Source organism: Pseudomonas sp. P4795 (assembly GCF_048822895.1).
Taxonomy (GTDB): Bacteria; Pseudomonadota; Gammaproteobacteria; order Pseudomonadales; family Pseudomonadaceae; genus Aquipseudomonas.
The window spans coordinates 370,926-391,164 of the sequence record NZ_JBMFBT010000004.1 but is presented as its reverse complement, the minus strand read 5'-3'; the positions used below and the strand labels follow the sequence as shown (position 1 = coordinate 391,164).

Below are 20,239 nucleotides of genomic sequence, written 5' to 3'. Positions count from 1 at the left end.
GCGTCCATGAAGGTGCCTGTTGCCAAGTAAAGACCCTGTAGCCACTATAGGGTCAAGCACCCTTTTTGGAGAACGCCGTCATGAAGATCGGAGAGCTCGCGAAACTGACCGATTGCGCCGTGGAAACCATCCGCTACTACGAGCGCGAAAACCTGCTGCCGGAGCCGGCCCGCAGCGACGGCAACTACCGCGTCTACACCCAGGCCCACGCCGAACGCCTGACCTTCATCCGCAACTGCCGCACCCTTGACATGACCCTCGAAGAAATCCGCAGCCTGCTCGCCTTGCGCGACAGCCCGCAGGATCAGTGCGAAAGCGTCAATGCGCTGATCGACGAGCACATCCAGCACGTCAAGGCGCGGATCGATGGGTTATTGGCCTTGCAGACACAACTGTTTGACCTGCGCCAACGCTGTGGCGAAGGGCCGGGGGCGGATCAGTGCGGGATATTGCAGCGACTGGAAGTGAGTGGCGGGGTTGTGGCGACGGAAGTTGAGCACTCCCATGTAGGCCGCAGTCACGGTCACTAAGGACACCACAAACCCAATGTAGGAGCTGTCGAAGGCTCGGGCCGCGATCGGACGATCTTTTGATCTTGCCGTTTATAAGATCAAAAGATCGTCCGATCGCGGCCCGAGCCTTCGGCAGCTCCTACAGGGGTATTGCGTATTGCTCGTCAGACCGCCATCGGCGCGGTCATTGGGGCATGGTGCTCGTAGCCTTCCAGCGAAAAATCGCTCGGCTCGACCAGCTCCAGCCATTCCGGCTGATACACGCCAGTCTTGGCAAACTCCGGCACCCGATCCGAAATCTTCAGCTTGGGCATGGCGAACGGCTCGCGCTTGAGCTGTTCGTTGAGCATGTCCAGGTGGTTTTCGTAGACGTGCGCATCACCGATGAAATAGGTGAACCAGCGCGGCGTGTAACCGGTCAGGCGACCGATCAGACTCAGCAGCGCGGCACCCTCGGTGAGGTTGAACGGCGTGCCCAGGCCCAGATCGTTGGAACGGATGTAGAGGGTCAGAGAAATCTCTTTGGTCTCGACATTCGGGTGGAATTGATACAGCAAATGGCACGGCGGCAAGGCCATTTCATCGAGCTGGGCGCAGTTCCAGCCGTGGAACAGAATACGGCGACTGCCTGGATCATTGATGATCGTGTCGACGCACTGACGCACCTGATCGATGGCTTTGTACAGCACCACGTAGGCCTGTCCGTCTTCTTCGCCCTGAGCGATCTGTTTGTAGCCGTTGCTCAAGGTTTGCTCGATGGCGGCAGTGTTGCTCAGCGGGATCTGCTTGTACGCCGGCCATTTGCGCCATTGCACGCCGTAGATTTCGCCGAGGTCGTCATCGCCCTGACGGAACGGGTTGGCCAGCCACTGCGCGTTTTCATTGGCGTTCTGATCCCAGACCTTGCAGCCCAGCGCACGGAATTCGGCAGCGTTGTTCACGCCTCGCAGAAAACCGCACATCTCGCCGATGGCCGACTTGAAGGCCATTTTGCGCGTGGTGATCGCCGGGAAACCTTCCTGCAGATCAAAGCGCAGCATGGCGCCCGGAAAGCTGATGGTGTTCACGCCGGTACGGTTGGCCTGTTTGGTGCCGTTGTTGATGACGTGCGACACCAGATCGAGATATTGCTTCATGAGTTACCTGTGTCCTTGAGCCCCGGCATCGCGTGCCGGGGTTCGAATATTTAAGCTGTCGGTGCAACCGGGGTCGCCGGGGCGCGGCGGTAGGCCAGCCAGATCAGGAACAGCCCGCCGAGGATCATCGGTACGCAGAGTACCTGACCCATGGTCAGCCAGTTCCAGGCCAGATAGCCGAGTTGCGCGTCGGGTACGCGGACGAATTCGACGATGAAACGGAAGATCCCGTAGAACAGCGCGAACATGCCGGAAACGGCCATGGTCGGACGCGGCTTGCGCGAGAAAATCCACAGGATCAGGAACAGCGCCACGCCTTCGAGCGCGAACTGATACAGCTGCGACGGGTGACGCGGCAGCTGTGCCGGATCGCTGAACGGCGGGAACACCATGGCCCACGGCACGTCGGTCGCCTTGCCCCACAACTCGGCGTTTATGAAGTTGCCGATGCGCCCGGCACCCAGACCGATCGGCACCATTGGGGCGACGAAGTCCATCAACTGGAAGAAGGACTTGCCGTTACGCTTGCCGAACCACAAGGCTGCGAGCATTACACCGATAAATCCGCCGTGGAACGACATGCCGCCCTTCCACACTTCGAAAATCAGCGTCGGGTTGGCAAGGTAGGCGCTCAGATCGTAGAACAGCACATAGCCCAGACGTCCGCCGACAATCACGCCCATCGACAGCCAGAAGATCAGATCGGAGAGCTTCTCCTTGGACCAGGTCGGGTCGAAACGGTTGAGCCGGCGCGACGCCAGCAGCCATGCGCCGCCGATACCGACGAGGTACATCAGGCCGTACCAGTGGATTTTCAGCGGACCGATGGCCAGGGCCACCGGGTCGATCTGCGGGTAAGGCAGCATTGCGACTCCTCGTTAGAGTTGAAACCGGAATTCCCGAGCGACGCTGTCACCTCAGGATTAAGTCAGTATTGCGACGCGGCTAAAGCAAAAAGCTCAGACCGACGCAGAACAGCAAAGCGGCGAACAGCCGTTTCAGCAACCTGGCCGACAGCTTGTGCGCCAGCTTTGCGCCGATGCGGGCGAACACCATGCTGGTCAGGGCAATCCCCAGCAGCGCCGGCAAGTAGATAAAACCGAGACTATGGGCCGGCAGCAACGGATCGTGCCAGCCCAGAATCATGAAACTTAAAGCACTGGCCAGCGCGATCGGCAAGCCACAGGCCGACGAGGTCGCCACTGCCTGCTGCATCGGCACACTGCGCCAGGTCAGGAACGGTACGGTCAGCGACCCGCCGCCAATTCCGAAAATCGCCGAGGCCCAGCCAATCACGCTACCTGCAGCCGCCAGACCGAGCTTGCCCGGCACGGTTCGGCTGGCCTTGGGTTTGAAGTCCAGCGCCAACTGCACAGCAATCACCAACGCAAACACACCGATGATCTTTTGCAGGTTCGGCCCGGAAATCGCCTCAGCCGTCAGCGCACCAAAACCGGCGCCGACCAGAATCCCCACCGCCATCCACACGAATATCGGCCAGCGTACCGCGCCTCGTCGATGATGCTCACGCACGGCGTTGACCGAGGTGAAGATAATCGTCGCCAGCGAAGTGCCGACCGCCAGATGCGTCAGGATCGACTGATCGAAACCCTGCAAGGTGAAACTGAACACCAGCACCGGGACGATGATGATCCCGCCACCCACCCCGAACAACCCGGCCAACACGCCAGCACAGGCGCCCAGCGCCAGATAGAGCAGAAATTCCATGACCGTCTCCCAGACGCATCCCTAAACCGGAGCGGCATGGTAACGGATGCATGGCCCGACGAGGAACTGTCGATGGATGCACGGGCGATGTCTGCGTAAAGTGAGCAAAAAACACACAAGGACTACCTTATGTGCCTGATCGTTTTTGCCTGGCGGCCGGGGCATGCCCAACCGCTGATCGTCGCGGCCAACCGTGACGAATTCTACGCCCGCCCGAGCCTGCCGCTGGCGCAATGGCCGGAGTCGCCGCACGTGCATGCCGGGCGTGATCTGGAGGCTGGTGGTACCTGGCTGGGGATCGGCGCCAATGGGCGCTTTGCGGCGCTGACTAATATTCGTGATCCACATCAGCCACCGGCGCGTAAATCGCGCGGGGAATTGGTGGCCGGGTTTCTCACCGGGGAGCAGTCGCTGGAGGATTATCTGGCTGAGGTGGTCGGCCGCTCGCCGGATTACGCCGGGTTCAACCTGCTGCTGGGCAATACCCATGAGCTGTGGCATTTCAATGCGCGATCTTCTGAGCCGGTGATGTTGCAGCCGGGAGTTTATGGACTGTCCAACGCCGGGCTGGATACGCCGTGGCCCAAGCTGCTCAAGGCCAAGGCTGCGTTGAGCGCGGTGCTGGATGATCCGCAGCCGGAGCGTTTGCTGGAGATTTTGGGCGATGCGCAGACGGCGCCGTTTGCCGAGTTGCCGGATACCGGTGTCGGGCTGGCGACTGAGGCGCTTTTATCGAGTGTGTTTATTGCCAGCCAGAGTTATGGGACGCGGGCGAGCACTGCGCTGGTGGTGCGAGCGGATGGCGGGCGGTGGATGGTGGAGCGGAGTTTTGGGCCGTTTGGTGGGCGTTTGGGCGAGGTGGAGATCATCATTTAGTGGTGATTTCACTGACGCCATCGCTGGCAAGCCAGCTCCCACAATGATCTCCAGTAAACACAGAGTTGGTGAATACCCGAGAAACCTGTGGGAGCTGGCTTGCCAGCGATGAGGCCGGCAGCGTTTAGGAGACCTTGGCCGCAGTCGGACTAACCATCTTCGCCAACCCCAGATTCTTCAGCGCCAGTTGCAGCGAGCTGTGAATCACCTGCGGATTATCAATCGTCATCAACTCCGCCAGCAGCTCCTTGGCCATGCCCAGATTGACCTGACGCAGCATCCACTTCACCTTCGGCAAGTTGGTGGCGTTCATCGACAGGCTGTCAAAACCCATCGCCATCAACAGCACTGCCGCCGCCGGATCACCGGCCATTTCGCCGCAGATACTCACCGGTTTGCCTTCGGCATGTGCATCGCGCACCACGTTTTGCAGGGCTTGCAGCACCGCCGGGTGCAGGTAGTCGTAGAGATCCGCCACGCGCGGATTGTTGCGGTCGACCGCCAGCAGATATTGAGTCAAGTCGTTGGAGCCGACCGACAGGAAATCCACTTGCCGCGCCAGTTCTTTGGTCTGATACACCGCTGCCGGAATCTCGATCATCACGCCAATCGGTGGCATCGGCACGTCGGTGCCTTCGTCGCGCACTTCGCCCCACGCACGGTGGATCAGGTGCAGCGCTTCTTCGAGTTCGTGGGTGCCGGAGATCATCGGCAGCAGAATGCGCAGGTTGTTCAGGCCTTCGCTGGCCTTGAGCATTGCACGGGTCTGCACCAGGAAGATTTCCGGGTGGTCGAGCGTGACGCGAATGCCGCGCCAGCCGAGGAACGGGTTGTCTTCCTTGATCGGGAAGTACGACAGCGACTTGTCACCGCCGATGTCGAGGCTACGCATGGTCACCGGTTGCGGATGGAACGCGGCGAGCTGCTCGCGGTAGATCGCCAGTTGCTCCTTCTCGCTCGGGAAGCGCTGGTTGATCATGAACGGCACTTCGGTGCGATACAGACCCACGCCCTCAGCGCCACGTTTCTGCGCACGCGCCACGTCCGCCAGCAGGCCGGTGTTGACCCACAGCGGCATGCGGTGCCCATCGAGGGTAATGCACGGCAGATCGCGCAGGGTATCGAGACCCAGCGCCAGTTGTTTCTCTTCTTCGACCACTTCGGCGAATTGCTTGATCAGCACCTCGCTCGGGTTGGTGTAGATCTCGCCCTTGGTGCCATCGACGATCAGCGGAATGCCATCGACCTTGGCGTACGGCAAGTCGACCACACCCATTACCGTCGGTATGCCCATGGCGCGCGCCAGGATCGCGACGTGCGAGTTACCCGAGCCGAGTACCGAAACCAGACCGACCAGCGTGCCTTCCGGCACCTCGCCGAGCATCGCCGGCGTCAGTTCTTCGCTGACCAGGATGGTTTTTTCCGGGTAGACCAGATTCTGCTGACGCTCTTCTTGCAGGTAAGCCAGCAGGCGTCGGCCGAGGTCCTTGACGTCCGAGGCGCGCTCACGCAGGTAGGCGTCGTCCATCAGTTCGAAACGGTTGACGTGATCGGTCACGACCTGACGCAGCGCGCCTTGAGCCCACTGACCGGTCTTGATCACAGTAGTGACTTCGCTACCCAGCGCCTCGTCGGCGAGCATCATCAGGTAGACGTCGAACAGCGCGCGCTCTTCGGGGCGCAACTGAGTGGCAAGCTTGGCCGACAACGCGCGCATGTCGGCGCGTACGCCTTCGATGGCGGTCTTGAACAGGCCGAGTTCAGCCTCAACGTCGCGCACGGTTTTGTCCGGCACTACATCGAGATCAGCCGGCGGCAGCATGACTACCGCAGTACCGACTGCCGCACCCGGCGAACCCGGTACGCCGACGAACTTGGCTTCCTGAATGCCTTTGCCCTGCCGGCCCAGACCGCGGATCGAACCGGTGGCCTCGGCGTGGGCGATAACACCGGCGAGCTGCGCGCTCATGGTCACGAGGAAGGCTTCTTCACCTTCATCGAACTGGCGGCGTTCTTTCTGTTGGATGACCAGCACGCCGACGACGCGGCGGTGGTGAATGATCGGTGCGCCAAGGAACGAGGCGTAGCGCTCTTCACCGGTTTCGGCAAAGTAGCGATAGCGCGGGTGATCCGCAGCGTTTTCGAGGTTCAGGGGTTCTTCACGCGTGCCGACCAGGCCAACCAGACCTTCGTTGGGCGCCATGCTGACCTTGCCGATCGAGCGCTTGTTCAAGCCCTCGGTGGCCATCAGCACGAAGCGGTTGGTTTCGGGGTCGAGCAGGTAGACCGAGCAGACCTGGCTGCCCATGGCCTCTTTGACGCGCAACACAATAATCCCCAACGCCGCCTTGAGATCCTTGGCGGAGTTAACTTCCTGGACGATCTTGCGCAGCGTATTGAGCATGGCTCGGGGTCGAACTCCGTCGTCAGTCGCGCGTTAAAAGGCGCGGGGCAAGCTCTTTGAGAGCGCGGCGATACACCTCGCGCTTGAATGTCACCACCTGGCCCAACGGATACCAATAGCTGACCCAGCGCCAGCCATCGAACTCCGGTTTACCGGTCAAATCCATCCGCACCCGCTGCTCGTTGGAGATCAGGCGCAGGAGAAACCACTTCTGTTTCTGGCCGATGCACAGCGGTTGGCTGTGGGTACGCACCAGACGTTGCGGCAAACGATAGCGCAACCAGCCCCGGGTACAGGCGAGTATTTCAACATCGTCACGTTCAAGGCCAACTTCTTCGTTCAGCTCGCGATACAAGGCGTCTTCCGGCGTCTCTTCAGGGTTGATTCCCCCTTGCGGAAACTGCCAGGCATCTTGATTGATACGGCGAGCCCATAGCACCTGGCCGGCGTCATTCGTCAGAATGATCCCGACATTGGGACGGAAACCATCGGGGTCGATCACGGCAACAACCTCGCAAACGCATGTCGCCGCATTGTTCCACAAAGATTGTGAAGGCAGCAATGAAGCTTCCTACCTTATGTGCACTCTTGTGAAAAGACCGTATTCTGGGCGCCTTTTTACTGACTTATCAGCGGGTAACTGCAATGCGCCTGGCTTTATTCGATTTGGACAACACCCTTCTGGGCGGCGACAGCGATCACGCTTGGGGCGATTACCTGTGCGAGCGCGGCTTTCTCGACAAGGTCGCATACAAGGCGCGCAACGACGAGTTCTATCAGGATTACCTGGCGGGCAAACTGGATAACGCTGCCTATCTGAACTTCTGCCTGGAGATTCTTGGCCGCACGGACATGGCCGTGCTCGATCAATGGCACCGCGATTACATGCGCGACTGCATCGAGCCGATCATCCTGCCCAAGGCCCTTGCACTGCTGCAAAAGCACCGCGACGCCGGCGACAAACTGGTGATCATCACCGCCACCAACCGCTTCGTCACCGCGCCGATTGCCGAGCGTCTGGGCGTCGAAACCCTGATCGCTACCGAGTGCGAGATGGTCGATGGCCGCTACACCGGGCGCAGCACCGACGTGCCGTGCTTCCGTGAAGGCAAGGTGACGCGGCTGAATCGCTGGCTGGAAGAGACCGGTTATTCGCTGGACGACAGCTATTTCTACAGCGACTCGATGAATGACTTGCCGTTGCTGGAGCAAGTGGCGAATCCGGTGGCGGTGGATGCTGATCCGAATTTGCGCGCTGAAGCCGAGAAGCGTGGCTGGCCGGTGATTAGCCTGCGCGGCTAAAGATCAAAAGATCGCAGCCTTCGGCAGCTCCTACAGGGTTTGTGTCAGCCCACAATATCGGGTTCGACACAAACCTGTGTAGGAGCTGCCGCAGGCTGCGAGCTGTTCGCCTTAAACAGGTTTGGCACCCATCAACCCGGCAATCGCCACAAAACACACCAGCCCAAACAACGCCAACCCCAGACTGAACTTGCCAACGCCACCCGGCGCCTTGCGCAACCGATTCAAGCGCACCAGCAGCCAGAACCACGCCAACGCCGCCACGGTGTAAAGCACGCTGGACGCCAGAATCCACGTCTGCCCCAACGGCCAGCCCACCAGATGCACCATCCACCAGCCGGTGAAGGGCATGCTCAGCAGCGCCAGCACGATCAAAAGCCAGACGAACACCCGTGGTCGCTGCAACGTACGGCTACCGGCTGTTGCATCACCGTTGCGCCGCGCGCGCCAGACCCAGATTCCAAGGCCCAACGCGCCGATCAGCAACACCGCAGTGGCGAGTATGTGCGCCGCTTTCAGGGCGGATAACGTTTCCATGGTTCGAATTCCTCAGTCCGTGCAAATCAGCGTAGCCGCTCAGCCAAGAAACAGCTTATAGGCCGGGTTGTCGCTTTCGTCCCAGTACGGGTAACCGATTTCCTCAAGGGCTGCGGGCACCAGATGACGCTCGTCGTGCGGTACTTGCAGGCCGGCGACCACGCGACCGTCCGCTGCGCCGTGGTTGCGGTAGTGGAACATCGAGATGTTCCAGCGCCCGCCGAGCTTATTGAGAAAGTTGAACAGCGCGCCCGGGCGTTCCGGAAACTCGAAGCGCAGCACCACTTCATCGACCACCTGCGCCGCACGCCCGCCGACCATGTGGCGGATGTGCAGTTTGGCCAGCTCGTTATCGGTCAAGTCGAGCACCGGAAAACCCTGCTCGGTCAGGCTCGCCAGCAGTGCGCTGCGCGGATCGGTGTCCGGGTGAGTCTGCACGCCAACGAAAATGTGCGCTTCGCTGCCGGTGTTGTAGCGGTAGTTGAATTCGGTGATCTGGCGCTTGCCGATGGCTTCGCAGAAGGCCTTGAAGCTGCCGGCCTGCTCGGGGATGGTCACGGCGATGATCGCCTCGCGGCCTTCACCCAGCTCGGCGCGCTCGGCGACGTGGCGCAGGCGGTCGAAGTTGACGTTGGCCCCCGAGTCGATGGCGACGAAGGTCTGACCGCTGACGCCACGCTGCTCGACGTACTTCTTGATCCCGGCCACGCCCAGCGCACCCGCCGGCTCGGTGATCGAACGGGTGTCGTCGTAAATGTCTTTGATCGCCGCACAGATCTCGTCTGTGCTGACAGTGATCACTTCGTCGACGTAATCCTTGCAGATGTCGAAGGTGTGCTGGCCGATCTGCGCCACAGCCACGCCGTCAGCGAAGATGCCCACGGTCGGCAGCACCACGCGCTCACCAGCGGCCATCGCCGCTTGCAGGCAATTGGAATCGTCCGGCTCGACGCCGATGACTTTGATGTCCGGGCGCAGGTATTTGACGTACGCCGCGATGCCGGCGATCAGCCCGCCGCCGCCGACCGGCACGAAGATCGCGTCCAGTGGCTGCGGGTGCTGACGCAGAATTTCCATCGCCACGGTGCCCTGCCCGGCAATCGTGTGTGGGTCGTCGTACGGGTGGATGTAGACGTAGCCTTTTTCATCCACCAGTTTCAGCGAATAAGCCAAAGCTTCCGGAAACGAATCACCGTGCAGCACCACTTTGCCGCCGCGCGAACGCACGCCTTCGACCTTGATCTCCGGGGTGGTTTTCGGCATGACGATGGTGGCTTTCACGCCCAGGACTTTCGCCGCCAAGGCCAGCCCCTGCGCATGGTTGCCCGCCGACGCCGTAACCACGCCGCGCGCACGCTCTTCGTCGCTCAACTGAGTCAGCTTGTTGTAGGCGCCGCGAATCTTGAACGAGAACACCGGCTGCAAGTCTTCGCGCTTGAGCCAGATATCGTTGCCCAGCCGCTCGGAGAGCTGGCGAGCGTTCTGCAGCGGGGTTTCTACGGCAACGTCATAAACGCGCGAGGTGAGGATCTTTTTGACGTACTGTTCGAGCATCGGAAAGCATCACTGAGCGAGTTGGGCAGGGCCAAGGAGTCTAACCCGGCTTTTGTCCGGGCGACCACACGAATCCAGAGGTTTTAGCCGGTCTTGAGGCTATAATGCCGGCCTTTCCGTTTTCCCTCTGCCCGCTTCCGGAGCCCGCATGACCCAGGATCAACTCAAACAGGCCGTGGCCCAGGCCGCCGTCGACTTCATCCTGCCGAAACTCGACGACAAGAGCATCGTCGGCGTCGGCACCGGCTCCACCGCCAACTGCTTCATCGACGCTTTGGCCAAGCACAAGGGCGCGTTCGATGGCGCGGTCGCCAGCTCCGAAGCCACCGCCGCGCGCCTCAAGGGCCACGGGATTCCGGTGTACGAGCTGAATACGGTCAGCGATCTGGAGTTCTACGTCGACGGCGCCGATGAAAGCGACGCGCGCCTGAACCTGATCAAGGGCGGCGGCGCAGCCCTGACCCGCGAGAAGATCGTCGCGGCCGTGGCCAAGACCTTCATCTGCATCGCTGACGGCAGCAAACTGGTGTCGGTACTCGGCGAATTCCCGCTGCCGGTCGAAGTGATTCCGATGGCCCGCAGCCACGTGGCCCGCGAGCTGGTGAAGCTCGGTGGCGACCCGGTTTACCGTGAAGGCGTGCTGACCGATAACGGCAACATCATCCTCGACGTGTTCAACATGCAGATCACCAACCCGGTGGAGCTGGAAGCGCAGATCAATGCGATTGTCGGCGTGGTCACCAATGGCCTGTTCGCGGCGCGTCCGGCGGATTTGCTGTTGCTCGGGACTAGTGAAGGTGTGAAGACCCTGAAGGCTGAGTAAGCCCAGACTGCTATGGGCAGACAAAAAACCTGTGGGAGCTAGCCTCTGTGGCGAGGGGATTTATCCCCGTTGGGTTGCGTAGCGACCCCCAGCTTTTGGGGCTGCTGCGCAGCCCAACGGGGATAAATCCCCTCGCCACAAAGCCAGCTCCCACAGTGGTTAGTGGTGGCTCTTAAGGTTGCGCGGTTTTTTTGAACACGTAGAACAGATTCGGCTCGCTCACCAGATACAACGTCCCGTCATCGTCCATCGCAATGCCTTCCGCCTGCGGCACGGTTTTCTGCAAGCCTTGCCGGCCTTTGCTCAGCGACATCGTGCTGAGCGGACGCCCGCCCACATCCAGTTCCAGAATCAGCCGCGACTCATCCGACAGCGCCAGCAAATGCCCGCTGCGCTCGTCGTATTGCAGGCTCGACAGATCGCGCACAAACATCCCGGCATCGCGCTTGGGGTTGTTGATTACGTGCACCGCGTAGGATTTTTCCGGATTGAAGTGCGGGAAGCCGTGCACTTCGTAAATCAGCATCGGATCGCGCTCTTTGGCCACGAACAGGCGTTTGCCCACCGAGTCGTAAGCCAGGCCTTCGAACCCTTTATTGCCGCTCAAGTGCACGCCAAGAGTCATCTGCTCGGCGTCAGCTGCATCAAGGAATGTGGTGTCTTGTTCCAGATGGATCTTGATCAGCCGCTGCTGACTCTCGTCAGTGATCACGTAGGTGTCGGCGCTGATGAACTCCACCGCCTCTGGATCACCGAAGCCGATCAGCGCGATGCGGCGCAGGAGCTTGCCGTCCAGCGACAACTCGATCAGCTCGGAGTCCTTGTTGGTGACGGTGAACAGGCTTTTGCGCACCGGATCGTAAGTCAGCGCCGAGACATCGTCATTCAGGCCTTCGATGACCTGTGACTCGATCTCCACCCGATATTGATCGAGGGCGATGGATTCAACGCTGTGCGGTTGCCAAAGGGTATGCAGATTGAACCAGGCACGCTCGAACAGACGCATGTATTGGCCGAGCGCAATCAATGCGATCAGGGCAATCATCGACAGGATCAGAATCAGTGGTTTGGGACGGGCAAGTCGACGCATGCGGGCGGGCTCGGAATCAAAACAGGCGGATGAAATATCACGCGCGTCTGAACTGAAGCTTAATGGCCACTTGCCTGCGACCACAAGCAAACCCTGTGGCTGCGGTTATTTTTGCTTTTCGAAGCGATAAAACAGATTCGGTTCGCTGACCATGTACAGCGTGCCGCTGTCGTCCATGGTCACGCCTTCAGCGCGCGGGATGGTGCTTTTCAGGCCGTTGAAACCGCCGAGCAGGGTCATGAAGCTGACCTGCTCGCCCTTCTCGTCCAGCTCCAGTAGCAAGTGCGAGTCAGCGGACAGCACCAGTGTGTGGCCGGTGCGCGAGTCGATGGCCAGAGCCGAGAGGTTACGGATGTCCAGCTCATCGCTGAACAACTTCTGCTTGTCGCCCTTGAGGATCTGGCTGCCATCGCTTTTCCAGGTGAACAGTGCCGGCGGCCGTTCTTCGCCAAGCAACAGTTGCTGGTTACGCGGATCCCAGGCGATGGCTTCAAAGGCTTTGTTCTGGTCTTTCGACGGGCCGAGGTCGTATTTCGGGTAGTCGTCGCGCTTCAATTCGCGGGTATCGGCGTCGATTTTGATGATCGACAGCAGGTGCTCGCGCTCATCGACGATGGCCAGCAGGCCGTTTTCCATCACCGTCAGGCCTTCAGGATTGCTCCAGCCCACCAGCGGCATCTTGCGCAGCACGTCGCCTTGCAGGCTCAGCTCAACCAGGAACGGGTTTTTGCCCATCACCGAAAACAGGGTTTTGGTCTGTGGGTTATAGGACAGGTCGGACGCCTCGTCCTTCTCCATCCCGGGCAGCTGTTTAGCGTCGATCACCACCCGGTAATCCGGCAGCCAGACACTTTCCTTTTTCTCGGTCGGACTCTCGAAACGTTCCAATACCCAGAGCACACCACGATCGTCCCAGTGCATGGCAAACGCCAGACCATAAACGGCCGCAGCCACCAGCAATAGCCAGGAATACCAGCGCATCGCGAAGCGTGAGCGGCGGACAGTTTTCAGCTTGGGCAGCGGTTGAGAGGCCATCAAGGGACGCGTTCCAGAAATTCAGGCTAAAGGTAATAGCACAACGGGGGTGGCTCAGACGCCAGAATCCGCGGAATTATCCAGAGATGATGTGAAAAAAACGGCAAATGGCGCGATTGCCTTATGGGTTTGCAGGAGCGATCACAGATCTAAATGTGGAATGGGCACCTGTGGCGAGGGAGCTTGCTCCCGCTGGGGCGCGAAGCGGCCCTGCTTTTCACTGCAAAAAGCAGGGGGCCTGCTGCGCAGTCCAGCGGGAGCAAGCTCCCTCGCCACAGTTCGGTGTCATCTCTACAGGTTAGAGGACGGAGCTAGTGAAGCTGCTAGCACCCGGCAGTTCCAGCACGATCTCGTCGCCGACATTCAGCGGGCCGACGCCCACCGGGGTGCCGGTCAGAATCACGTCACCGGCCTGCAGCGAGAAGCAGCCGGCCATGTGCTGGATCATCGGCACGATAGGGTTGAGCATCGCGCTGCTGTTACCGTCCTGGCGCACTTCGCCATTGATGGTCAGGCGGATGCCGATGTCGGTCAGATCAGCGAAAGTACTGCCGACCACAAACGGCGCAATCACCGCCGCGCCGTCGAACGACTTGGCGATTTCCCACGGCAGACCTTTGGCTTTCAGCTCGCCCTGCTTGTCGCGCAGGGTCAGATCCAGCGCCGGGGCGAAACCGGAGATCGCGTCCAGCACTTCTTCGCGGCTCGGCTTGGTCGACAACGGTTTGCCGATCAACACGGCAATCTCGGCTTCGTAATGCACCGAGCCACGCTCGGTCGGAATACTGAAACCACCTTCCAGCGGCACTACGCAACTGCCCGGTTTGATGAACAGCAACGGTTCGGTTGGCACCGGATTGTCCAGTTCCTTGGCGTGTTCGACGTAATTACGGCCGATGCACACCACCTTCCCCAGCGGAAAATGGATACGCGTGCCGTCGACATACTGGTGCTGATAGCTCATTGACCGACTCCTGATTCGTAGCGCTTAAGTTCGAAAATCAAACAGCGAAGATCTTGCCCGGGTTCATGATGCCATTCGGGTCGAACACCGCTTTTACCGCTTTCATGTACTCGATCTCAACCGGCGAACGGCTGTAGGTCAAGTAATCGCGCTTGGTCATGCCCACGCCGTGCTCGGCGGAGATCGATCCGTTGTACTTCTCGACGGTCTCGAACACCCACTTGTTGACGGTGGCGCACTTGGCGAAAAATTCGTCCTTGCTCAGATTGTCCGGCTTGAGGATGTTCAGGTGCAGGTTGCCGTCGCCGATGTGGCCGAACCAGACGATTTCGAAGTCCGGGTAGTATTCGCCGACAATCGCGTCGATTTCCTTGAGGAATGCCGGCACTTTCGAGACGGTGACCGAGATGTCGTTCTTGTACGGCGTCCAGTGCGAGATGGTTTCGGAGATGTACTCGCGCAGTTTCCACAGGTTTTGCAGCTGGGTTTCGCTCTGGCTCATCACGCCGTCCAGCACCCAGCCCTGCTCGACGCAATGTTCGAAGGTTTCCAGAGCGCTGTTGGCCACTTCTTCAGTGGTCGCTTCAAATTCCAGCAGCGCGTAGAACGGGCAGTCGGTGTCGAACGGCGCAGGGACGTCGCCACGAGCCATGACTTTGGCCAGCGCCTTGTCGGAGAAGAATTCAAATGCAGTCAGGTCGAGCTTGCCCTGGAAGGCGTGCAGTACCGGCATGATCGAGTCGAAATCGGCGGTGCCGAGCACCATCGCCGTGAGGTTCTTCGGTGCGCGATCCAGACGCATGGTCGCTTCGACCACAAACCCCAGAGTGCCTTCGGCGCCGATGAACAACTGGCGCAAGTCGTAGCCGGTGGCGTTCTTGATCAGGTCTTTGTTCAGCTCCAGCACATCACCCTTGCCGGTCACGACTTTCATGCCCGCGACCCAGTTACGCGTCATGCCGTAGCGAATGACTTTGATCCCGCCGGCATTGGTGCCGATATTACCGCCAATCTGACTCGAACCGGCGGAAGCAAAATCCACTGGATAGTAGAGGCCATGTTCTTCGGCGCGGTTCTGCAATTGCTCGGTGACCACGCCCGGCTGACACACAGCGGTGCGATCAGTGAGGTTCACGTCGAGAATCTGGTTCATGTAATCGAACGACACTACTACTTCGCCATTTGCCGCCACGGCTGCGGCCGACAGCCCGGTGCGCCCGCCAGACGGCACCAGCGCAACCTTATGCTCGTTGGCCCAATGGACGATGGCCTGCACCTGCTCGATGGTCTTCGGGAAGACGATGGCGCTGGGTGCCGGGGCGAAGTGTTTGGTCCAATCCTTGCCGTAAGCATTCAGGGAGTCGGCATCGGTCAGGACTTTGCCAGGCTCAACCAGGGTCTTCAGTTCATCAATCAGGGCAGGATTGGTCATCGACAGAACTCTCGAACAATTCATGGTCATCCTGAAGACGCTTCACGTCGCAGGAATGAGTGTTTAGCGGGGTGGCTATGCTAGCATACCGACCCCGCAGGCCAGTGCCCAACGGCCTTTCTGCGGTGACGGCTTTCCTGCCGTCCGGGTCAGCGTCTGCTGGCTATTTCCTGCCATTTTTCTCCGGGATACAGGTTTACGCAGATGAGCAAGACTTCTCTCGATAAGAGCAAGATCAAGTTCCTTCTTCTCGAAGGCGTCCACCAATCGGCTGTCGACGTCCTCAAGGCGGCGGGCTACACCAGCATCGAGTACCTCACAGGTTCTCTGCCGGAAGCCCAGCTCAAGGAAAAGATCGCTGACGCGCACTTCATCGGCATTCGTTCGCGCACGCAACTGACCGAAGAAATCTTCGATCACGCGAAGAAGCTGGTGGCAGTCGGCTGTTTCTGCATCGGCACCAACCAGGTTGACCTCAGTGCAGCCCGCGAGCGCGGCATCGCCGTGTTCAACGCGCCGTACTCCAACACCCGCTCCGTAGCCGAGCTGGTGCTGGCCGAAGCGATCCTGCTGCTGCGCGGCATCCCTGAGAAAAATGCTTCCTGCCACCGTGGTGGCTGGATCAAGTCCGCGGCCAACTCCTTCGAGATCCGTGGCAAGAAGCTCGGCATCGTCGGCTACGGCTCGATTGGTACGCAGCTGTCGGTTCTGGCTGAAGGCTTAGGGATGCAGGTGTATTTCTACGACACCGTGACCAAGCTGCCGCTGGGCAACGCGACGCAGGTCAACAACCTGCACGAGCTGCTGGGCATGTCGGACATCGTCACCCTGCACGTTCCAGAAACCGCTGCGACCCAGTGGATGATCGGCGAGAAGGAAATCCGCGCCATCAAGAAGGGCGGCATCCTGATCAACGCTGCTCGCGGCACCGTGGTCGAGCTGGACGCCCTGGCGGACGCGATCAAGGACAAGCACCTGATCGGCGCCGCCATCGACGTGTTCCCGGTCGAGCCGCGCTCCAACGACGAAGAGTTCGAAAGCCCGCTGCGTGGCCTCGACAACGTGATCCTGACCCCGCACATCGGTGGCTCGACCGCCGAAGCGCAAGCCAACATCGGTCTGGAAGTCGCAGAAAAACTGGTCAAGTACAGCGACAACGGGACTTCCGTTTCGTCGGTGAACTTCCCGGAAGTGGCCCTGCCGGCTCACCCTGGCAAGCACCGTCTGCTGCACATCCACGAGAACATTCCGGGTGTGATGATGGAGATCAACAAGGTCTTCGCCGAAAACGGCATCAACATCTCCGGTCAGTTCCTGCAGACCAACGAGAAGGTTGGCTACGTGGTGATCGACGTCGACGCCGAGTACTCGGAGCTGGCGCAAGAGAAGCTGCAACACGTTAACGGCACCATCCGTAGCCGCGTGCTGTTCTGATTTCGCGCTGAGCCACAAAAAAAGGGAGCTTTCGAGCTCCCTTTTTCATGCACGCGGAAACGTTATTCGACGTTGACGGTGATTTTCTTCGAAACGATCGGCGGATCGAACGGCATGTGACCGCTGTCGCCCAGTTCCAGCTGCAAGGTGTGCTTGCCCGGGGCCAGTTTGATCGTGGCTTCGGTCTGCGCCTTGCCGAAATGCATGTGGTTGGCATCGTTCGGAATCGGCGCACCGGCGGCCGGCAATTTGTCGACGTCGATCAGCAAATGATGGTGACCGGTGTTTTTGGTGACGTCACCGGCCGGCGCCAGCGCGACGTCCTTGGTGCCGAACTTGACCTTGAACTCCTGGGAAACCGTGGCCCCGTCCTCGGGAGAAACGATGAACACTTCGGCGCCCTTGGGGGCCGGGGTGGCCGCACTGGCCAGTACCGAAACACCCATCAGCACACCAGCCAACGCTGCACGTGACATAAAGCTTTTCATTTTCTTCTCCAGTTTTTCCGTAAAATCCGCACGGTCATGACAACTTCATGACCATTCGTTGTCGAAGGAACTCGACAACCATAGCAAAGCGAGCCTGAATCAGAGCATCGCGATAATGATTTCAAAGGAGTGACCATGCGTTTTCTGCCTGGCCTGATCTGCCTGCTACCCCTTCTGAGCCCTCTGGCTCACGCCGAACTGATTGATGACGTCAACGACCGTGGCGAGTTGCGCATCGCCATTGAGGCTAATACACCGCCCTTCAATTTCAAGGAAGGCGACACCCTCGCAGGATTCGAGGTCGAGCTTGGGCAACTGCTGGCCAACGAGCTGGATGTGCGCGCCGATTTCATCGTCACCGACGAAAGCGACATGCTCCAGGGCGTTGAAAGCGGCAAGTACGACGTTGCGCTCAACCACATAGCACTGACCCCGGAACTCAAGGATCGTTTCGACTTCAGCGAACCTTACGGCAAGGTGGATGGGCAGTTGCTGGCAAAAAAAGATGAGCAGCCACGGTCGATGTTGCTGGTACAGACGCTGACCGAGGAAAAGCCGAAAGTCGCGCCGCCGGTGGAATTGGCGATTCCGTTTCAGAAGGGCAATCCGGCGTTTCAAGCGAGCCTTGAGGGTGCGCTGGGGCGGATCAAGGCGGATGGGCGGTTGGAGGCGCTGTCGAAGAAGTGGCTTAGCGATCCCAAATAAACACGAAACCTGTAGGAGCTGCCGCAGGCTGCGATCTCTTGATCTTGAATCTGAAAAGCAAGATCAAAAGATCGCAGCCTTCGGCAGCTCCTACAGGGTTTGGATGTTTATCTAGTCGAGTTGTGTCAGGGCTTTCGCGGCTTGCGCCAGTTCCAGCTCGCTGAAGACATGTACGCCATGGCGTTTGAGCAGCGCAGCGGTGACCCCTTCCCCGCTGACCTTCACCCCACTGAACGTCCCGTCATACGTCAGCAGATTCCCACATGACGGACTGTTGGCCTTGAGCACCGCAACCCGAATCCCATGCTTTCGCACCAGCTCCAGCGCCTGCCGCGCGCCGTCGAGAAACTGTGCACTGACGTCCTCACCTGCAGTCGTGATAACTGACACCAGTCCGTCCAGAACCTCTGCCCCCTGCCCGCCCGGAATCTCCGCTGCCGCCCGTGGCGTCGGCAATCCTCCAGCAACCTCCGGACACAACGGCACCACCCGGCCTTCGCTGATCCACTGTTCCAGCAGATCAAACGGCCCGCTCGCGCCGCCGTCGTAACGTACGCGATGGCCCAACAGACAGCGGCTGACCAGAATCTTGTGCATATCAGAACGGCTCGTTGCCACGGCGACGGAACCAGCCCGTCAGCGACAAACGCTCGCGATTGGCCGGCAACACTTCGTGCGGCACTTCGCCGGAAAGAAACACCACCAGACAACCGCCGGTAGGCTGCACGTCATGGACGCGCTGGTCTTTGAGGTACATGCGCAACTGCCCGCCATCCTCCGGCAGCCAGCCATCATTGAGGTAGATCACTGCTGAAACCATGCGCCGGTCATCATCGCGAAACCGGTCGACATGCTTGCGATAGAACGCGCCCGGCGGATACAGGGCGAAATGGCATTCGAAGTCCTCCAGCCCGAGGAACAGACCACGATTGAGCGCCTCGCGCAGGCTGTCCATCAATCCGAGGTAACGGTCGCTGGACTCGGCCTCACCCGGTTCGATCCACTGAATATGATCACCACGAATGCCCTCGCGAACCTCCGAAAACGGCCCGCGCCCGACGCCCGCTGGCGCCAGTTCGCCCTCCGCCTCACGTTTACGGCACTCGGCCGCCAGCGCGCAGGTCAGATCTGCGGGCAGGAAAATGTTCTGCTGCGACCAGCCATGTTCGGCCAGGTCGTCGACGATGCGTAACAGCAGCGGGTGTTCAGAGGATATTTGCATGGCGCGCATAGTATGCCTGCGGCGAAAAATCCGACAGAGCCACGCGGCGGCTCGCTACGAATTCTCGACAAGTACTGGCACCGCACGGAGAATAGTCCGCTGCTGACAGGAGTCCCTATGCGCCGTTTGCTTTTTTCACTGTTGATGTTCTGCGTGTTGCCCGCCTGGGCGGACGGCTACGACCAGCTCTACAAGGTCGCCGGCTGGCCAGAACAACGCGCGCATTTCAACGATGCCCTGAGCGCCGCGCAGCAGCGTTACCAGAACAGCCTGCCACCGGCGGTGTTTCAGGCGCTGGTAAACAACAGCAATCAACGCTTCGCGCCGCAGCCGATGGACCAACGCGCCGAGGCGCAACTGCGCAAGAACCTCGCCGATCCGAAGCCGGCGCTGGGGTTTTTCCAGTCGGTGTTGGGCAAAAAAGTCGTCGCCGCCGAACTGCTGGCGACCCGCCGCGATCAACTGGCGAAAAATGCCAAAGGCCTGCCGAAGATGCCCGCCAGCGACACCCGCCTGCTGATCATCGGCCACCTCGCCCAAGCGCTGCCGGCGCGTGAAGCTGGCGCCGAAGTCAGTCTGGCGATTGCCGGCGTGGCGGCGGACAGTCTGAGTTCGATGATTCCTGGATTGCTTGGCGGCGGTCAGGCGCAAAACATGTTGAATGGTCAGCGCCAGCGACTGATGGATCAGATCGGTGCCGACCTGAACAACACGCTGCTGTATGTCTATCGCGACCTGTCGGATGAAGAACTGGAAGAATTTGCGACCTTTGCCGAGTCGACCGAAGGCAAGGCTTACTACCAGGCGGCGCTGGCGGCAATTCGTGCGGGGTTGGCGGTTGGACAAAGCACCTCCAACCTCAGCCAGTAAATATCTGGTGCCTGACAGGCCGCCATCGCTAGCAGGCTAGCTCCCACAGTGGGGACTGAATACATCTGCCAGAGACTGGTCGGCTCGGAGGCCGCCATCGCTGGCAAGTCGAATCGTCGCACCGCAG

General features: G+C 60.0%; 21 protein-coding genes. 7 read left to right on the top strand and 14 right to left on the bottom strand.

All coding sequences use genetic code 11. The annotated features are described in order from the left end of the window. Window positions 1-80: 80 nt before the first annotated feature. Window positions 81-530, top strand: a complete 450-nt coding sequence (gene cadR, locus ACOI8A_RS13910; protein WP_420647397.1) for a Cd(II)/Pb(II)-responsive transcriptional regulator — start codon at window positions 81-83, stop codon at window positions 528-530. Between the two features lie 146 nt (window positions 531-676). On the opposite strand, the gene ACOI8A_RS13905 is transcribed toward cadR, so the two are convergent. The 3 genes from ACOI8A_RS13905 to ACOI8A_RS13895 all read right to left on the bottom strand — a co-directional run bounded on the left by ACOI8A_RS13905 (window position 677) and on the right by ACOI8A_RS13895 (window position 3,376). After that, the gene (locus ACOI8A_RS13905) at window positions 677-1,648 is read right to left on the bottom strand and encodes a thymidylate synthase (protein ID WP_420647398.1); all 972 of its coding nucleotides are present in this window, start codon (window positions 1,646-1,648) and stop codon (window positions 677-679) included. Between the two features lie 50 nt (window positions 1,649-1,698). Further along, window positions 1,699-2,514 carry a prolipoprotein diacylglyceryl transferase gene (gene lgt / locus ACOI8A_RS13900; RefSeq protein ID WP_420647399.1) on the bottom strand — a complete coding sequence of 272 codons (816 nt, stop codon included), beginning with the start codon at window positions 2,512-2,514 and terminating at the stop codon, window positions 1,699-1,701. Window positions 2,515-2,593: 79 nt separating this feature from the next. Further along, on the bottom strand, window positions 2,594-3,376 hold the full coding sequence (locus tag ACOI8A_RS13895) for a sulfite exporter TauE/SafE family protein (protein ID WP_420647400.1): 783 nt from the start codon (window positions 3,374-3,376) through the stop codon (window positions 2,594-2,596). Between the two features lie 129 nt (window positions 3,377-3,505). On the opposite strand from ACOI8A_RS13895, the gene ACOI8A_RS13890 reads away from it, so the two are divergent. Further along, window positions 3,506-4,252, top strand: coding sequence for an NRDE family protein (locus tag ACOI8A_RS13890; RefSeq protein WP_420647401.1), 747 nt, complete (start codon window positions 3,506-3,508; stop codon window positions 4,250-4,252). A gap of 124 nt (window positions 4,253-4,376) precedes the next feature. Here the strand turns inward: ACOI8A_RS13890 and ptsP are convergent, their stop codons facing one another. Together ptsP and ACOI8A_RS13880 are read right to left on the bottom strand one after the other, a co-directional pair. Continuing rightward, window positions 4,377-6,656 (bottom strand): phosphoenolpyruvate--protein phosphotransferase, encoded by a 2,280-nt coding sequence (gene ptsP / locus ACOI8A_RS13885; protein ID WP_420647402.1) that lies wholly within the window; start codon window positions 6,654-6,656, stop codon window positions 4,377-4,379. A gap of 22 nt (window positions 6,657-6,678) precedes the next feature. Further along, the gene (locus ACOI8A_RS13880) at window positions 6,679-7,158 is read right to left on the bottom strand and encodes an RNA pyrophosphohydrolase (protein WP_420651296.1); all 480 of its coding nucleotides are present in this window, start codon (window positions 7,156-7,158) and stop codon (window positions 6,679-6,681) included. Between the two features lie 143 nt (window positions 7,159-7,301). Between ACOI8A_RS13880 and ACOI8A_RS13875 the strand changes: the two genes are divergently transcribed. Then, window positions 7,302-7,958, top strand: coding sequence for an HAD family hydrolase (locus ACOI8A_RS13875; protein ID WP_420647403.1), 657 nt, complete (start codon window positions 7,302-7,304; stop codon window positions 7,956-7,958). 111 nt (window positions 7,959-8,069) lie between these two features. On the opposite strand, the gene ACOI8A_RS13870 is transcribed toward ACOI8A_RS13875, so the two are convergent. Further along, on the bottom strand, window positions 8,070-8,495 hold the full coding sequence (locus ACOI8A_RS13870) for a DUF2269 domain-containing protein (protein ID WP_420647404.1): 426 nt from the start codon (window positions 8,493-8,495) through the stop codon (window positions 8,070-8,072). A 39-nt stretch (window positions 8,496-8,534) separates the two neighbouring features. Then, window positions 8,535-10,049, bottom strand: coding sequence for a threonine ammonia-lyase, biosynthetic (gene ilvA / locus ACOI8A_RS13865; RefSeq protein WP_420647405.1), 1,515 nt, complete (start codon window positions 10,047-10,049; stop codon window positions 8,535-8,537). A gap of 148 nt (window positions 10,050-10,197) precedes the next feature. Here ilvA and rpiA point away from each other — a divergent pair, with 148 nt between their 5' ends. Next, window positions 10,198-10,872 (top strand): ribose-5-phosphate isomerase RpiA, encoded by a 675-nt coding sequence (rpiA, locus tag ACOI8A_RS13860; RefSeq protein ID WP_420647406.1) that lies wholly within the window; start codon window positions 10,198-10,200, stop codon window positions 10,870-10,872. A 172-nt stretch (window positions 10,873-11,044) separates the two neighbouring features. Here the strand turns inward: rpiA and ACOI8A_RS13855 are convergent, their stop codons facing one another. The 4 genes from ACOI8A_RS13855 to ACOI8A_RS13840 form a co-directional block, all read right to left on the bottom strand. Beyond that, complete coding sequence (locus ACOI8A_RS13855) at window positions 11,045-11,962, bottom strand: SdiA-regulated domain-containing protein (RefSeq protein ID WP_420647407.1); 918 nt, start codon at window positions 11,960-11,962, stop codon at window positions 11,045-11,047. 105 nt (window positions 11,963-12,067) lie between these two features. Next, on the bottom strand, window positions 12,068-12,997 hold the full coding sequence (locus tag ACOI8A_RS13850) for an SdiA-regulated domain-containing protein (RefSeq protein WP_420647408.1): 930 nt from the start codon (window positions 12,995-12,997) through the stop codon (window positions 12,068-12,070). 298 nt (window positions 12,998-13,295) lie between these two features. After that, window positions 13,296-13,961 carry a fumarylacetoacetate hydrolase family protein gene (locus ACOI8A_RS13845; RefSeq protein ID WP_420647409.1) on the bottom strand — a complete coding sequence of 222 codons (666 nt, stop codon included), beginning with the start codon at window positions 13,959-13,961 and terminating at the stop codon, window positions 13,296-13,298. A 37-nt stretch (window positions 13,962-13,998) separates the two neighbouring features. Then, the gene (locus ACOI8A_RS13840) at window positions 13,999-15,393 is read right to left on the bottom strand and encodes an FAD-binding oxidoreductase (protein ID WP_420647410.1); all 1,395 of its coding nucleotides are present in this window, start codon (window positions 15,391-15,393) and stop codon (window positions 13,999-14,001) included. Between the two features lie 204 nt (window positions 15,394-15,597). Here ACOI8A_RS13840 and serA point away from each other — a divergent pair, with 204 nt between their 5' ends. Further along, complete coding sequence (serA, locus tag ACOI8A_RS13835; protein WP_150602030.1) at window positions 15,598-16,827, top strand: phosphoglycerate dehydrogenase; 1,230 nt, start codon at window positions 15,598-15,600, stop codon at window positions 16,825-16,827. Between the two features lie 62 nt (window positions 16,828-16,889). Here the strand turns inward: serA and ACOI8A_RS13830 are convergent, their stop codons facing one another. After that, the gene (locus ACOI8A_RS13830) at window positions 16,890-17,315 is read right to left on the bottom strand and encodes a DUF4399 domain-containing protein (RefSeq protein ID WP_420647411.1); all 426 of its coding nucleotides are present in this window, start codon (window positions 17,313-17,315) and stop codon (window positions 16,890-16,892) included. 135 nt (window positions 17,316-17,450) lie between these two features. On the opposite strand from ACOI8A_RS13830, the gene ACOI8A_RS13825 reads away from it, so the two are divergent. After that, window positions 17,451-18,020: a transporter substrate-binding domain-containing protein gene (locus ACOI8A_RS13825; RefSeq protein WP_420647412.1), complete on the top strand. Its 570-nt coding sequence runs from the start codon at window positions 17,451-17,453 to the stop codon at window positions 18,018-18,020. A gap of 111 nt (window positions 18,021-18,131) precedes the next feature. Here the strand turns inward: ACOI8A_RS13825 and ACOI8A_RS13820 are convergent, their stop codons facing one another. Next, window positions 18,132-18,617, bottom strand: coding sequence for a DUF523 domain-containing protein (locus tag ACOI8A_RS13820; RefSeq protein WP_420647413.1), 486 nt, complete (start codon window positions 18,615-18,617; stop codon window positions 18,132-18,134). Between the two features lies 1 nt (window position 18,618). Next, complete coding sequence (locus ACOI8A_RS13815; RefSeq protein ID WP_420647414.1) at window positions 18,619-19,251, bottom strand: 2OG-Fe(II) oxygenase; 633 nt, start codon at window positions 19,249-19,251, stop codon at window positions 18,619-18,621. Window positions 19,252-19,359: 108 nt separating this feature from the next. On the opposite strand from ACOI8A_RS13815, the gene ACOI8A_RS13810 reads away from it, so the two are divergent. After that, window positions 19,360-20,112 (top strand): hypothetical protein, encoded by a 753-nt coding sequence (locus ACOI8A_RS13810; protein ID WP_420647415.1) that lies wholly within the window; start codon window positions 19,360-19,362, stop codon window positions 20,110-20,112. Window positions 20,113-20,239: the final 127 nt, after the last annotated feature.

What these genes read in the sequence shown, in the direction of transcription:
- ACOI8A_RS13810 (WP_420647415.1), top strand. Translation starts at nt 19,360, where the DNA reads ATGCGCCGTTTGCTTTTTTCACTGTTGATGTTCTGCGTGTTGCCCGCC.
- cadR (WP_420647397.1), top strand. Translation starts at nt 81, where the DNA reads ATGAAGATCGGAGAGCTCGCGAAACTGACCGATTGCGCCGTGGAAACC.
- ACOI8A_RS13875 (WP_420647403.1), top strand. Translation starts at nt 7,302, where the DNA reads ATGCGCCTGGCTTTATTCGATTTGGACAACACCCTTCTGGGCGGCGAC.
- ACOI8A_RS13830 (WP_420647411.1), bottom strand. Translation starts at nt 17,315, where the DNA reads ATGAAAAGCTTTATGTCACGTGCAGCGTTGGCTGGTGTGCTGATGGGT.
- ACOI8A_RS13815 (WP_420647414.1), bottom strand. Translation starts at nt 19,251, where the DNA reads ATGCGCGCCATGCAAATATCCTCTGAACACCCGCTGCTGTTACGCATC.
- ACOI8A_RS13840 (WP_420647410.1), bottom strand. Translation starts at nt 15,393, where the DNA reads ATGACCAATCCTGCCCTGATTGATGAACTGAAGACCCTGGTTGAGCCT.
- ACOI8A_RS13820 (WP_420647413.1), bottom strand. Translation starts at nt 18,617, where the DNA reads ATGCACAAGATTCTGGTCAGCCGCTGTCTGTTGGGCCATCGCGTACGT.
- ACOI8A_RS13855 (WP_420647407.1), bottom strand. Translation starts at nt 11,962, where the DNA reads ATGCGTCGACTTGCCCGTCCCAAACCACTGATTCTGATCCTGTCGATG.
- ACOI8A_RS13850 (WP_420647408.1), bottom strand. Translation starts at nt 12,997, where the DNA reads ATGGCCTCTCAACCGCTGCCCAAGCTGAAAACTGTCCGCCGCTCACGC.
- ACOI8A_RS13825 (WP_420647412.1), top strand. Translation starts at nt 17,451, where the DNA reads ATGCGTTTTCTGCCTGGCCTGATCTGCCTGCTACCCCTTCTGAGCCCT.
- serA (WP_150602030.1), top strand. Translation starts at nt 15,598, where the DNA reads ATGAGCAAGACTTCTCTCGATAAGAGCAAGATCAAGTTCCTTCTTCTC.
- lgt (WP_420647399.1), bottom strand. Translation starts at nt 2,514, where the DNA reads ATGCTGCCTTACCCGCAGATCGACCCGGTGGCCCTGGCCATCGGTCCG.
- ACOI8A_RS13895 (WP_420647400.1), bottom strand. Translation starts at nt 3,376, where the DNA reads ATGGAATTTCTGCTCTATCTGGCGCTGGGCGCCTGTGCTGGCGTGTTG.
- ptsP (WP_420647402.1), bottom strand. Translation starts at nt 6,656, where the DNA reads ATGCTCAATACGCTGCGCAAGATCGTCCAGGAAGTTAACTCCGCCAAG.
- rpiA (WP_420647406.1), top strand. Translation starts at nt 10,198, where the DNA reads ATGACCCAGGATCAACTCAAACAGGCCGTGGCCCAGGCCGCCGTCGAC.
- ACOI8A_RS13905 (WP_420647398.1), bottom strand. Translation starts at nt 1,648, where the DNA reads ATGAAGCAATATCTCGATCTGGTGTCGCACGTCATCAACAACGGCACC.
- ACOI8A_RS13870 (WP_420647404.1), bottom strand. Translation starts at nt 8,495, where the DNA reads ATGGAAACGTTATCCGCCCTGAAAGCGGCGCACATACTCGCCACTGCG.
- ilvA (WP_420647405.1), bottom strand. Translation starts at nt 10,049, where the DNA reads ATGCTCGAACAGTACGTCAAAAAGATCCTCACCTCGCGCGTTTATGAC.
- ACOI8A_RS13890 (WP_420647401.1), top strand. Translation starts at nt 3,506, where the DNA reads ATGTGCCTGATCGTTTTTGCCTGGCGGCCGGGGCATGCCCAACCGCTG.
- ACOI8A_RS13845 (WP_420647409.1), bottom strand. Translation starts at nt 13,961, where the DNA reads ATGAGCTATCAGCACCAGTATGTCGACGGCACGCGTATCCATTTTCCG.